The following is a 14,600-nucleotide window of genomic DNA, read 5'->3' as shown; positions in this document are numbered from 1 at the left end:
CACAACTGACCTGTCAAAATACCACAACGTTTGCAAGTTGTGAATTGCTTTCAGATTGTATCTTTGACATACCTATCACAACTTTTAAAAAGTAAACTAACTATAACTAACAGTTGTGAATTGCTTTCAGATTGTATCTTTGACATACCTATCACAACGAGCAAGAATATGAATCAGAACTGCCTTACGTTGTGAATTGCTTTCAGATTGTATCTTTGACATACCTATCACAACTTTACCGATTGGACCGCATCGGATGCCTATGTTGTGAATTGCTTTCAGATTGTATCTTTGACATACCTATCACAACAGCCCTCTCAGCTTCCATGTTGGCAGGTGTGTTGTGAATTGCTTTCAGATTGTATCTTTGACATACCTATCACAACTTTACTACAAAATTGAGGAGGAAATAGTAAGTTGTGAATTGCTTTCAGATTGTATCTTTGACATACCTATCACAACAATAATCACCGACACCTTTGCCCACGAGCTGTTGTGAATTGCTTTCAGATTGTATCTTTGACATACCTATCACAACGAACCTCTAGCTTTCGAGTGTAGTAGTTTGGTTGTGAATTGCTTTCAGATTGTATCTTTGACATACCTATCACAACAAATAACCCTTGGGTATGGGTGTATGAGTTGTTGTGAATTGCTTTCAGATTGTATCTTTGACATACCTATCACAACCCCATTTTTATCATCAGCACAGGAGAGTTTGTTGTGAATTGCTTTCAGATTGTATCTTTGACATACCTATCACAACGGTGGTGTTCTTAAACCTCTTTCTGTTACTGTTGTGAATTGCTTTCAGATTGTATCTTTGACATACCTATCACAACCGGGAATTTCTACATAGTAAACTTCCCTGTGTTGTGAATTGCTTTCAGATTGTATCTTTGACATACCTATCACAACAGAAGGCTGAAGCTAACCCAATGATTTCCTGTTGTGAATTGCTTTCAGATTGTATCTTTGACATACCTATCACAACCTACAGTTCTTTATACAATTGCTCGCGCCATGTTGTGAATTGCTTTCAGATTGTATCTTTGACATACCTATCACAACATCAGTTCTTTTATTAACAGTTGCAGGTAGGTTGTGAATTGCTTTCAGATTGTATCTTTGACATACCTATCACAACGACTCTACCAATATTAAGCCGCTCAGTATTGTTGTGAATTGCTTTCAGATTGTATCTTTGACATACCTATCACAACATACCTAGGGCTTAAATATTAGTTATGTGGTAGTTAAAGAGGTTTGCTCAAAGAAAAAAACAGGCATCCATAGGTATAAAGTCGGCCACAGTGCCGGCTTTTTTTGTCTGAACAGTCAGGGGGTGACTATAAATCGGAGATAGAGTCACGGGGTGACTTTAATTCGAAAAGAGATAGTCACCCCGTGACTTATAAAACCTAGCTTGGGGTTAACAGTCAGGAAGTGACTAATAAGCGGAAACGAAAAGTCACCCCCTCACTTTGCAAGGAACAGGGGACCTTAGAAAAGTTCCAGCTGCTGTGGCCCGGGTTGCGCCTCCATGGGTTTGGCAGAATAAAACAGCTCCATAGTGCCAAACTGCTTGTCGGTTATGCATAGTATGCCCACATAGCCATCGGTGGGCAAGGCTAGTTTTGCTCTTTTTATATGCACATCGGCATTCTCGCGACTTGGGCAGCAGCGGGTATAAATGGAAAACTGGAACATGGTGAATCCGTCCTGCACCAGTTCCTTCCGAAACTGGGCGGCTTGCTTCCGCTGCTTCTTTGTTTCGGTTGGAAGATCGAATAGCACCAGCACCCACATAACCCTATACTCCGATAGACGATTAACGCTACTCAAGCGTGGGATATAGTATGCGCCGAGTTGAGCCAGCGAAGCAGCCTGCCAACGACGCAGTGGTGCGCTGCATGGCTACCATAAGCGGGCTGCCCTTCCCCTCAATATTTACGTCGAGCGCAGGAATTACTAGCAGCTTGGCCTTGAGTTCACGGGTAAGTTCGGCATAGCTCTCGCCCGACCTTACAATCTCCACCACCACCCTATCTACAAAGGGGCGGTATGGCTCCATAATATCGTCGGCAAGGCAAAAGGCGTTGTAACGGTTGGCATGGTGTATGCCCAACGTTGGGAGCAATCCCGTGGCCACCAAGCTGCGGGCGACCACGGCTCGCAAAACGGCATAGCCATAGTTGAGTAGGTTGTTGGGTTCATCCTCGTATCGACCTCGAACAAAGGCATCCACATTATCGCGCGAAAAGAGCGTTTTCCAGTAGTACGCGGCTGCACGTCCCTCCAAATTATCGGGATCGCCGCTCTTTACACTGCGTATCCAGTGGTTCATCGGCTCTGTATCGAAGCCTTGGACATCAAGAAGCCGCTTTTGATTGGATATTTTAGCCACCACAGTTTGCTGCCACAGCTGTTTTTTCATGGGCAAGCTAGCCGCCAGCTGGTCGTCGAACCGCTCCTGCTGAATGGTGTTGCCCTCAAGCGGTAACAGCAGCCCATGGGGCATGTGGTTATTGCTGCAGGTAATTACTGCGGCATTATTTTCGAGCAACGCCTCCAGCAACGGCTGCGTTACAGTAAGCTGCGGCGAGTCGAGTATAACCACTCCCACATCTTCCACTGCGACGGTTACCGACCGTCGCTCCTGTTCCGGTTCGTGCATCTCTGCCAGCAGCTGTCGGTTGTGTAAGCTCAGCTTGGCAGGATTCCCAAAATAAAGGGTTCGTTTAATCATTTGGCTTTAGTTTTGGTTAGTGTCGGGGTGACTCTGAGTCACCCCGACACTAATTATAGGGTTAACCCAAACTCCTTAATTCGTGCACTACTTATCATTTGTCCATCCCGTTGGCCAACAAAATCTAAGTAGGAGGAGAACTCCCAGTCGATGGCCGATTTCACCAAGCCAGCCCGTAAGGGATTAGATAGAATGTATCGAAAGCATTGGTTGGGGTATTGAGATTCGGGGGAGTCCACATTCAGATTGGTAACACCCAATGAGGTGAACCATGCTGCCGATAGCTTGTCGTTCTTGGTAAGGCAGATGGCCTTGGTCTCTTCTCGAAACAGTGCTCCGCTTCGATTGTACCCTTTATTTATAGCACGAGTATAGGAGCGCAGCATAATGCCAATGGATTCGTTTAAAGTTCTCTCTCTATTGACGGGGTGACTTGGAGTCACCCCGTCAATAATGGGCACCGAAAGGCTCACATGGTTTACATGCACCATAATATGGAAGTGGTTAGGCATTAGGCACCACGCCAATATGTCGGCGTAGGGCAAAAGGTGGTGCTTCATTTTATTGAGAAAGAAGAGATAGTTGTCGCGCACAAAGAACACCTTCCGGCGGTTGTTACCCTGATTGTAGATATGGTATAAATGACCTACTTCAAATTCCATGGCATTTAACTTTTAAGTAGTAGTCACGGGGTGACTTGGAGTCACCCCGTGACTCTGCTAATTATCGTCGTATCACATCCACCACATTTCCCAACCTATCTACCTTTAACTTCCAGCAGCAGTCCTTTATCATTACCCCATCAATGGAGCGCTCCATCTTATTCTTTACTGAAAACTCAACTTTATCTATTATTGCAATGGCAATATCATTTCTCACAAAAAAGCACTGGCTTCCAGAGAAACTAACTACTTTATATACATTAAGGACCTGCTCCTTTGTTAACCTTTCAAAATAAACGCTTTGCGGAGCAACTAGTTCCTCCTGGGTTGGCACATAAACTAGGTCGTTGGGTGAAAGGTAAAAGAGAAGTGCATTCTCTTTCTCATCGTACTCCGGTACTGGCGAAAGTCCTTGCTTCTCTCGTTCAATAACCACATTAAGCGGAACCGATTCATAGCTTCGCTTGCCCTCCGGACTCTGGTAAATAGCAAAGAAGAGGTTAGTGCCTTTAGCCGCCTCCACAAACTTGCTCCCCTTATTACCTTTAGTTCCAACAGCAAACTTGCTCCCCATGAGTTCGTAGGTTCGTACCTTATATATAGGCTGATGGTAAACGCCATTGTTTAAATTCTGAATGTTGCGATTCATGGCCTCCAACCCATCGGAAGTAAAAGCAATTTCCGGATGTTCTACCACCTTACCATTAACATTCTCGCCAAACTGCTGCAAATGGTTCAGCAATATGCGCTGTATTCCTGTATCGGTAATCTTTTTAATATTTTGGGTGTTAAAGGTCTCATCCACCTTTACCCGAGAAGCCGCATTCTCTCCATCGAAATAGTAGACAGCTACCTTTGAAACCGGCTTTCCATTCCACTGGTTATCATTCTCCTTAAAATATTTTGCAATCTGTTTTTTATCGAAAGGGATAGCCAATAACTCCTTAACCTTTGCCTTCAAGGATTTATCGACAATAAACTCTGGTGTATCAATAGCCACAGAAAGATTTACTGCCTTCTGGAAACGCAGCGTTACCCTACCGGAAACGGTATCCTTATGCATCGGCTTTCTTATTGCCCAGCTATCGCCCTTAACCTGTTTCACCTCTACCTTTTGCTTCTGTCCATGTTCATCGCCCTCCCATTTTTGGTAGTGGTTAACCGACTTATTAATAACCCTAATATTTTGCTTAAAGCTAACAACTGTATTTGAAAGAGCCACCTTTGCATCTTGGGTAAAGGTATTCCATGGTTTCTTAAACTCCCACCGATAGCCCTCGCTGCCATCGTCATTTGGTTTTTTATAACAGAGGCTTGCTCTTAAATCGAAGCGAAGGTCGCGCTTACCTGCCATCGCATAAGAGTTATTTAGGTAATTAATGTGATTACGGGTAGCACAGGCAATAACCAGCGCGTCCATTGCATGGTGCCGGTGGTCAATACGCTTCCTATTAAACCCTTTTTGCAGCTCCAACGGAACATAAGGCACAAATTGATTATTGCGCATGCGACCAAAGTTTGTGCTATTGGTTAGCTGATTCAAGCGTTCGAAGCGAGGGGAGATAATTTCATTCCAGGCATCGTTCAAGCCCCAATCCTTTTTAAGAATAGACGTAACTGCTCCGCTTGTAGATATTACATTTTTGGAGGTAACCTCCTGCTCATCATCAACCCTCACAATGTTGGAAAGAAGCCCCTTAACCACCTTGCTGATGTAACGGCTATCGTTAAGCTGCCGGGCAATAAACTCATCGGGAATATCCTCCATGAGCAGCTTCTTCATTTTGCCACGATTTCGACTAAAGCTGCGCTTTACATTTTCCTCGTATTCGGTAAGGGTAAAAAGCGTAACCTCCTTTCCAAAGCTGAGCTCAATCTTTTTGCCCGAATTGTTTTTGATATACTCATAGGCAGTGGCATTGTCCTTATCCTTATTAACCTCTGCTTCGCAAATCACCTTGTTGGAAAGAGAATCGTCGAAGTAGCGCGACTGAGGAATAATATGCTCTATCTCATAAGCCGAGGTAAAGAGTTTGGCCAGGGGTATTATCTCACCCGTATAAGGCGAACGGTACTTCTGATCGAGCCAAAGCTTGTACCGAGTCAATTCTGAAGTTGTAGGTAAGCTCAACTTCGAAATCTTTTGGATATCGTCCGGTATCTCACTTTCAGCATTGATTACACCCTCCTCATAAATCTTCAGTATTTCCTGCTGACTTGGTGAATTTGGGCGAACGTTAGCAATGGAGTTATCGTTCAAAAATTCTGCAAGCAACGCCTTTATTCTAAGGTTGGTGTTCTCATTCTCAGATACCTTTTGGGTCATACTCTTACGCTTATCGGCAGGATTCTTCATCTCGCGCCCCAGCTCAATATGAATTTCACTAAAGTAGTTCTCAACACCGTTTCCATAGTGGGTCCATATATCCTTCACAACCCTTAACGTCTCGGTGATTACCTGTTCCACAATTGGATTGCGCAGAGAGTGTTGCTTAAACTCATTACGCAGGAAATATTCAAGGTCACTTGGGGTTTTCCAACTCTTTATATCGTTAGCTTCAGCATGCCGGTCGTAAACCACGTAGCTGGCAAGCCAAAGGGGGAGATTTTTAAAGTCACCAAGGCATTTAAGGTTGATGGACTTCTCCCTTACCCTATCGCGAATTGTTGGATCAAACTCCCCCGTTAGTAGCTTATCAATTCTTAAAAGTGTATTGCCATCAATGACATCCTTACTCCAGTACTCTCCTTGGCGCATCAGCGGCAATAGCTTCTTTATTGCCTTTGCAGAATAGGAACCATAGTCCTTGCTAAAAGGTGGAAACTTTTTGAAGTTGTCCACAAAATCACCACCGAGACCATACTGTATTGCAAATTTCCCAAGTGCTTTCTCAATTTCATGCCTTTCCTCTACCGAATAGAGTATATGCCATAACGCCTCTTCAATTTCTCTTGTAATAAAATCAGCTGGAACATTGGCTACCTTGCTCAACCGTGAACTTATCAGTGCGCGCGTTTCATTACATGGGTAGGTCTTATCTTCAACGTAGTTCCAGCGGTATCTATCAATCTCCTTCTTAAATCCAAATGGAGGATACTTTAAGAAAGCCTTCTGGTCAAGATCCTTGCGCTCATTCAACCAACGAAATAGTGCAACCCAATCCTCCTCTGTTGTAAGCAGCTCTTGAGTAATATTTACATCGGCAACAACTCTTCCATCAACAATTCTTTCCTTAGCATATATCTTCAAATTTTGAAGAAACTGCCATAATCTAAACTCCTGGTATAATGGATGTGACTTCGCAATGCACTTTATCGACTCCTTAACCTCCATTCCATTACTTTTATCAATGTATGTTCTGAACTCTAATGGACAGTTGCTAATAAGCGATTTCTTACTCTTCAGCGGTCGTTGATAGAAGATAATATCGTTGAGAAAAAGATGGGTAAAATCTCTTGCACCTAGAGAATTCCGGTGTGCTTCGTTGTTGCCATACAACTCTTCGAGACAGGCATGATACAGTTCTCTACTCTTAAGTTCCTTATGAAACTCTAGTTGCTTTGTGAGGATTGCTTCCAACTCTGTCTTGTAAAACTTGCGTTCAATGGTTCGCACAAGTTTTCCCTTAATCTTCTGGGTTGGGTTGAGCAGTAAAGCATCGTATATATATGCCCCTACTGTTTTATTGCTATGCTCTACATCTGACTCAGTCTTTTTCTTTATTAAAGTCCAGTCATCTTCAAGCGGAGCCCTAAAGGAGCGTTTTTCAACACCATCCTTATCCCTCTTTACTTCACCGTTTTCATCTAAATCGGTAGTTACAATAAAATCTTTGGTCTTTCCAATCCAATCTAAAGGCGTTTTACTTGTGCGTCGGTAAACCCAACCATTCTCAAGAGTAGCACTATACCACTTTTCACCCTTTGTTCTAGATTCCTCTCCCTCCTCAACATTAACAACCTTTAATGAATAAAATTCCACTCGTTTCTTTTGTTCCTCCTCCTGCTCCTCACCTCTTAGTTGGTAGTAACCTCGTTTCTGGTTAAAGTTTAATAGTATCCAAGCTAGCTCCTCTTTTTCTATCTTAGCTTTTAGTGCCTTCTTTCGTAAGTAATATATTGTCCAATCGTGCGGAACTTGTCGCCCTTCATCCACAAGGCGGGACTGAGTCAACTTAAAATCTGCAACCATTTCGTTAAAGGAATTCATAAAAGCAAACTCCATTTTACCGGTTACCTCATTTTGCTTGTAGGCAATTTTGGGTTCTGACTCGTCTATGAATTTTCCAAAGTGTTGTTCAAAATCGATGCTTTTACCATAATGCTCAGGTAAAAAGTTAAGTATATTTAATACCCTATGTAACCGTTCCCTACGCAACAAATACCTTTCCCTTAGTCGTCGGGTACCTCTATACCCTGTGCGTTCTGCTGTTTGAGACACCGAATTACCTCTATCAAACTCGCCAAGGATGTCTTGACTCATAGGAATTATTCGGCTTCCCAATCCAACTACTTCGCTTTTACTTTCATCCTGATTAATGAGAGCCCAACCGACAGAGTTGGTTCCTAAATCAAGTCCTAAAATTTTTTTCATGGCTATGTTGACATTTAAGTTTATATGTTATATTTGCATTACAATCTGAAGCAATTCACAATAAGGATTATTCCGTTGTGAAAACATTTAAGCCGCCCTCGTCTTTCAATACGGGGGTATTTTTTGTCCATTATCTTTAGTCTCCTCAGTTTATTTTCCCCCATTACAATTTCTTGTGCAAACATGCAGTTGAATACCAATTCCAGTTCAGTTATTAAAGTTTATACTTTTTTTTTAAAGAACAAACAATTAATTGCTTTTTTTATCAGTCAGAGGGTGACTATACGCGCTAACAAAAAGTCACCCCCTGACTTGCCTACTTCGGCCTTTGAAATCTGTGCATATATTCCTACATTTGTTTAACAACAAACCGAATATTATGAAACAGGTAGTCAAAACTGCACTCTTTGTAGCGTTTGCCATGCTCCTAGCCTTCTGTGGCAGGGATGTTAAAGTTAAATACCTGTCCGACGGGAGTAAGGAGTTACTCGAAGGCACCATGATCGATGGTATAAAACGGGTGTATGGTCCAGAGGATAACCTCACCATGATTATTCCTCTCAAGGACAGCCTACCCAACGGAATGGTGATTAGCTACTACTCCAACGGCAAGGTAAGGAATATAGTAAAGGCGGTTAAAGGGGTGAAAGATAGCACCGATGTTTCGTTCTACGTTACAGGGGTAAAGTCAAACGAGACTAACTACTTTCTGGGTAAAAAAAATGGGGACCAAAAGGAGTTTTATCCTTCAGGTAAACTCAAGTCGGTTCAAACGTTCAAAATGAGCATGAGCAATGGCGACCTGAAGGAGTACACCATGCAAGGAGAATTAATTCCAAATGCACAACTAATTGTAGAGGTTGAAAACAAGCTCTCAACATGGAACGAATTCGTTATCACAGCAAGGCTCTACCCACCAACTAAGAAGTTTAGGCTTTACCGAAAGTATCCTATCATTTCTGAAACCCAACCCTACACCAAAGTAGAGGTAATTAATGGTGTTGGCCGCATTGAAATTTTCCGCACCCAGCTTGAGGAGTCGCGCAAAATGGAAATAGTGGCCATATACAAAACCCCATTCGGCAACGACTGTAAACTCCCCAAGCAGGTTGTTCTAAAATAATTTGTATAAAACGGAAAAGCCCTCGCGCTGAGGGCTTTATTTGTTATTCGAAAAGAATGAAATTATCCGTAAATCTCCCTTTTGGCGGCTAGCAGTGTATTTTTCATTAGTGAAACAATGGTCATTGGGCCAACGCCACCAGGAACAGGCGTTATGTAGCTACACTTTGGTGCAACCTCGTCGAACTTAACGTCGCCCAGCAGCTTCCATCCACTTTTTGTAGTTTCGGACTTAACGCGGGTAATGCCCACATCGATAACGGCAGCACCATCCTTAACCATGTCGGCGGTAAGAAATTCGGCCTTGCCAAGGGCGGCCACAATAATATCGGCCTCATGGCATATCTCCTTAAGATTTTGAGTCCGGCTATGACAAAGGGTTACGGTGCAGTCGCCCGGATAGCCCTTTTGCGAGAGCAGGTTGGCCATGGGACGACCCACAATATTGCTGCGGCCAATCACCACGCAACGCTTGCCCGCTGTGGGAATATTGTAGCGACGAATAAGCTCCATAATGCCATCGGGCGTAGCCGAAACGTATGCTGGAAGCCCAATTACCATTCGGCCAAAGTTGATAGGATGAAAGCCATCCACATCCTTACGCGGATCGATGGTCTCAATCACCTTTTGCTCGTTGATATGCTTTGGCAACGGCAGCTGCACAATGAGCCCATCGATATCGGCATCGTTGTTTATTTTTTGAATTTGGTCGAGTAGCTGAACTTCAGAAATAGTATCCTCAAAGCGTAGCACGGTAGATTTGAACCCCACCTGTGCACAGGCCTTCTCCTTGTGTCCAACGTATGTTTCGCTGGCCCCATCGTGGCCAACCAAAATGGCACAAAGGTGAGGTACCTTCCCCCCCGCCTTTTTAATTGCTAACACCTCAAGCTCAATCTCCTGCTTTACGGCGTCCGAAATCTTTTTCCCGTCGATTAACTCCATGGTAAAGGGTAATTATGGTAAGCTAGTTTTGTGGAAAATTCCCCATCATGCGGGCGATATTCTTCCCACCACCAGTCATCGTCTTCATCATCTTACGCGTCTCCTCAAACTGCTTGAGCAGGCGATTAACATCGGGAACGGTGGTGCCGCTGCCCATGGCAATGCGCTTACGACGGCTACCATTGAGCAGATCAGGATTTTCACGCTCCAGCGGAGTCATCGAGTGTATGATGGCCTCAATGCCCTTAAAGGCGTTATCGTCGATATCTATATTCTTCATCATCTTATTCATGCCGGGAATCATACCAGCAAGATCCTTGAGGTTACCCATCTTTTTAATCTGGGCAATCTGTGAAAGGAAGTCGTTGAAGTTAAACTGATTCTTAGCTATCTTCTTGTGCAGCTTGCGAGCCTCATCAGCATCGAACTGGTCCTGAGCACGTTCCACCAGTGAAACAATATCGCCCATGCCCAAGATTCGATCGGCCATACGTTCGGGGTGGAATACATCGAGTGAATCCATCTTCTCGCCCGAGCTCACAAACTTAATTGGCTTATCCACAATAGACCGGATGGAAAGCGCAGCTCCACCTCGGGTATCACCATCGAGCTTGGTAAGCACCACTCCACTGAAGTTGAGCTTATCGTTAAACTCCTTGGCTGTATTAACGGCATCCTGACCGGTCATGGAGTCAACTACAAAAAGAATCTCCTGCGGCTTAATGGCATCCTTAATATTGGCTACCTCCTTCATCATGGCCTCATCGATGGCCAAGCGTCCGGCAGTATCGATAATAACTACGTTGTAGTTGTTGCTCTTGGCGTGTGCAATAGCCGCCTTTGCAATTGCTACCGGATTATTGTTGCCCTCTTCAGAAAATACAGGAACTCCAATTTGAGATCCAAGCACCTTGAGCTGCTCAATAGCGGCAGGACGGTATACGTCGCAGGCAACAAGCAGCGGCTGGCGTCCCTTTTTCGACTTTAGGTGATTTGCCAACTTCCCAGAAAAGGTGGTTTTACCCGAACCTTGAAGACCAGCAATAAGAATAACCGCGGGTGTTCCCTTAGTGTCGATGTCGGTCATAGAACCTCCCATGAGCTCAACCAGCTCCTGGTGGACAATCTTAACCATCATCTGGCCGGGCTTAACAGCAGTAAGCACGTTTTCGCCCAACGCCTTCCGCTTCACCTCGTCGGTAAAGTTCTTGGCAATTTTATAGTTAACGTCGGCATCCAAAAGAGCCTTGCGAACCTCTTTCAGCGTTTCTGCCACATTAATTTCGGTAATCTTACCTTCGCCTTTCAGCAGCTTAAACGACCGCTCCAGCTTTTCGGATAAGTTCTCAAACATATGCTATAGTCTCTTAATTTGAAGGAACAAATTTATAAAAAATCCCGGGGAATAAAGCCAAGTTACATCCGTTCGGGAACCTCAATGCCAAGCAAATTCATGCCAGAAGCAATTACCTTGGCCACCTGAGCCGAAAGAAGCAAGCGCATATTGCGAATGTCGACGTTCTCCTCCTTCAGCACGCTCAACTCGTGGTAGAACTGGTTATACTCCTTGGAAATATCGTAGCAGTAGTTGGCCACTACGGCAGGGCTCAAGTCGGCAGCAGCAGCAGCAACAGTGGATGGAAATTCGTTTACCAACTTAATGAGCGAAATTTCCTTCTCTGCCACCAACAAGTTCAAATCCTTGCATGCGGCAAAGTTAATGTTCTGCTCCTCGGCTTTGCGCAACACCGATTTTATACGTGCATGGGTATACTGAATAAACGGACCTGTATTGCCATTAAAGTCGATAGATTCTCTAGGATCGAAGGTCATGCTTTTGCGTGGATCAACCCGTAAGATGAAATACTTTAAAGCGCCTAGGCCAACCATCCGGGCCACCTGCATGGCCTCCTCTGGTGTTCTGCCATCGAGCTTTCCGAGTTCCTGCGACATATCCCTTGCGGTTGAAACCATCTCCTCCACCAAGTCGTCAGCATCCACAACAGTTCCCTCGCGCGACTTCATTTTTCCCTCTGGCAATTCGACCATGCCGTAGGAAAGATGAAAAATATTTTGAGCCCACTCATAACCGAGCTTTTGGAGCACGAGCTTCAGCACCTGAAAATGGTAGTTCTGCTCATTGCCAACCACGTATATGTGCTCATCGAGCTTCTCTTCGGTAAAACGCTGAACGGCAGTGCCCAAGTCTTGAGTCATGTATACCGAAGTTCCATCGGCACGCAGCAGCAATTTTTCGTCAAGGCCGTCGGCGGTGAGGTCCACCCAAACCGAGCCATCCTCCTTTTTATAGAAAACTCCTTTTTCTAACCCGGTTTGAACAATCGCTTTGCCCTGAAGGTAGGTTTGTGACTCATAGTAAGTGTTATCGAACGAGATACCTAAATCGCTGTATGTTTTAGCAAACCCTTCATAAACCCATCCATTCATGGTTTTCCAAAGATTAATGGTGTCGGCGTCGCTGGCCTCCCACTTCCTCAGCATATCCTGTGCTTCAAGCATCAGCGGTGCTAACTTTTCAGCATCTTCCTTGCTTCTGCCTGAGGCAATCAAATCTTGAACTTCCGCCTTGTAGGCTTTGTCGAAGGCAACATAGTAGTCACCAACCAAATGGTCACCCTTTTTTCCATGCGTAAGAGGAGTTTCGCCCATTCCAAATCGCTTCCAGGCCACCATCGACTTACAGATGTGAATACCGCGATCGTTGACCAAGTTTACCTGAATAACCTTATTACCAGCGGCCTTTAAAAGTTTGGAAACCGATGCACCAAGTAGGTTGTTGCGAATATGGCCTAAATGTAAAGGCTTATTGGTATTGGGCGAGGAATATTCTACCATTGTCGTTTTCCCCGACGATGAAGCATTACCAAATTCGCTCACACTGGCAACCTCATTCAGCTGCTCAATCCAGAAGCTACTTGCCAGTGAAATATTCAAAAACCCTTTTACAACGTTAAACTCAGCAACCTCGTTAACATTAGTGCTCAAATATTCGCCCAGCTGCTGAGCTGTTTGCTCAGGGCTTTTTTTCGAGAGCTTAAGCAATGGAAAGGTCACCAATGTAATATCACCTTTGAACTCCTTTCGTGTTTTCTGAAGTTGAACCATTTTTTCATCCACCGAGCCGTACAGCACCTTGATTGCTTCAGCAACCTTTTCAAAGAAGTAACTTTCGAGATTCATAACAATTTTCAATTTTCACCAACGAGACAACCTTACGGCAGGAAACACATTGCAAATAAGAATGACGTATCTTTTATGCCGACCGCAAAGTTAATCCATTAAGTGCAAACTAAAGAACATGAGTTAAAAAAAGCGCACCTTGGTAGATGCGCTCTAGTATTAGTTCTCGTTTGCCCCGTGGCAATTTTTGTATTTTTTACCACTTCCACACGGACATGGGTCGTTTCTACCAACTTTCTTTTCGACTCTTACAGGATCCGGACGGCGTGGTCCTTCACCTCCCGAAGGCACTTCATCGGAACGAGAAGTTTGATATTTGCTCATGTCAAGTTTCCGATGTTGGTCCGCCTCCCTCACTTGAGCGGGATCACGAAGTGGAATGTGTGCCTTAAGTAGTAGCGACGATACCTCCTTGTTAACTTGCTCAATCAAGTTTCTGAAAAGGTTATAAGATTCAAACTTGTAGATCAAAAGGGGATCTTTCTGCTCATAGGTGGCGTTCTGTACACTTTGCTTTAACTCGTCCATCTCACGTAGATGCTCCTTCCAGTTCTCGTCGATGGAGACCAAAATGCCAGCCTTGTTAAACGATTTCACCAGCTCGCGTCCATGAGTTTCGTATGATTTTTTCAGATTGGTAACAATCTGAAATATCTTCTGACCATCGGAAATTGGCACAACAATATTCTCATATTGACCACTTTGCTTCTCGTAAACATCCTTAACAACAGGATAAGCCTGCTCTGCAATGGTTGCCATTTTTCGATCGTACATCTCCATCATACCATCGAAAAGTATCTCAGCCAGCTCATCCGACTTTTTCTCCGAATAGTCCTTTTCGGTGAAAGGGGCCTCCATGGAGATAGCCCGGATTAACTCTAGATTAAAATCGTCGTACTCAACACTTCCATGATTGGCGTTGATTATGGTCTCGGAAAGATCATAAAGCATATTGGCCACATCGAGCTGGATGCGCTCACCATAAAGAGCGTGGCGACGGCGGGTGTAGATAACCTCACGTTGGGAGTTCATAACGTCGTCGTACTCCAGCAATCGCTTACGAACACCGAAGTTATTCTCCTCCACCTTTTTCTGCGCACGCTCAATGGAGTTGGAAATCATGGAGTGCTGAATAACCTCACCCTCCTTCAATCCCATTCTGTCCATTAATCGGGCAATTCTATCGGAACCAAAGAGGCGCATCAGGTCATCTTCCAGCGATACAAAGAACTGCGACGTTCCGGGATCACCCTGACGACCAGCACGACCACGCAGCTGGCGGTCAACACGGCGAGACTCATGGCGCTCGGTACCTACAATGGCCAAA

Annotated in this window: 9 protein-coding genes and 1 CRISPR repeat array; of the genes, 1 reads left to right on the top strand and 8 read right to left on the bottom strand. The window is 44.4% G+C overall.

The features are described from left to right. Positions 1-112 precede the first annotated feature (112 nt). A CRISPR array of direct repeats spans positions 113-994; the repeat unit is 46 nt; unit sequence GTTGTGAATTGCTTTCAGATTGTATCTTTGACATACCTATCACAAC. A 509-nt stretch (positions 995-1,503) separates the two neighbouring features. From cas2 to VMW01_00655, 4 genes are all read right to left on the bottom strand, one after another. Continuing rightward, positions 1,504-1,845 (bottom strand): CRISPR-associated endonuclease Cas2, encoded by a 342-nt coding sequence (gene cas2, locus VMW01_00670; GenBank protein ID HUW04749.1) that lies wholly within the window; start codon positions 1,843-1,845, stop codon positions 1,504-1,506. Then, entirely contained in the window at positions 1,838-2,749 is a 912-nt protein-coding gene (gene cas1 / locus VMW01_00665; GenBank protein ID HUW04748.1) for a type II CRISPR-associated endonuclease Cas1, read from the bottom strand. The genes cas2 and cas1 overlap by 8 nt, the downstream gene beginning before the upstream one ends. 53 nt (positions 2,750-2,802) lie before the next feature. Next, positions 2,803-3,411, bottom strand: coding sequence for a hypothetical protein (locus tag VMW01_00660; GenBank protein ID HUW04747.1), 609 nt, complete (start codon positions 3,409-3,411; stop codon positions 2,803-2,805). Positions 3,412-3,472: 61 nt separating this feature from the next. Further along, positions 3,473-8,005, bottom strand: coding sequence for an HNH endonuclease domain-containing protein (locus VMW01_00655; GenBank protein HUW04746.1), 4,533 nt, complete (start codon positions 8,003-8,005; stop codon positions 3,473-3,475). Positions 8,006-8,384: 379 nt separating this feature from the next. Between VMW01_00655 and VMW01_00650 the strand changes: the two genes are divergently transcribed. After that, positions 8,385-9,128, top strand: coding sequence for a hypothetical protein (locus tag VMW01_00650; GenBank protein HUW04745.1), 744 nt, complete (start codon positions 8,385-8,387; stop codon positions 9,126-9,128). Between the two features lie 62 nt (positions 9,129-9,190). Here VMW01_00650 and folD read toward each other — a convergent pair whose 3' ends face one another. From folD to VMW01_00630, 4 genes are all read right to left on the bottom strand, one after another. Continuing rightward, positions 9,191-10,072 carry a bifunctional methylenetetrahydrofolate dehydrogenase/methenyltetrahydrofolate cyclohydrolase FolD gene (gene folD, locus VMW01_00645; protein ID HUW04744.1) on the bottom strand — a complete coding sequence of 294 codons (882 nt, stop codon included), beginning with the start codon at positions 10,070-10,072 and terminating at the stop codon, positions 9,191-9,193. 22 nt (positions 10,073-10,094) lie between these two features. After that, the gene (gene ffh / locus VMW01_00640; GenBank protein ID HUW04743.1) at positions 10,095-11,426 is read right to left on the bottom strand and encodes a signal recognition particle protein; all 1,332 of its coding nucleotides are present in this window, start codon (positions 11,424-11,426) and stop codon (positions 10,095-10,097) included. A gap of 62 nt (positions 11,427-11,488) precedes the next feature. Beyond that, positions 11,489-13,273 (bottom strand): arginine--tRNA ligase, encoded by a 1,785-nt coding sequence (gene argS / locus VMW01_00635; protein HUW04742.1) that lies wholly within the window; start codon positions 13,271-13,273, stop codon positions 11,489-11,491. 159 nt (positions 13,274-13,432) lie between these two features. Then, the coding region (locus VMW01_00630) for an SEC-C metal-binding domain-containing protein (protein ID HUW04741.1) at positions 13,433-14,600 on the bottom strand (1,168 nt) is incomplete at its 5' end.

The organism is Williamwhitmania sp. (assembly GCA_035529935.1).
Lineage (GTDB): Bacteria > Bacteroidota > Bacteroidia > Bacteroidales > Williamwhitmaniaceae > Williamwhitmania.
This window is presented reverse-complemented; position numbering and strand designations above follow the sequence as displayed.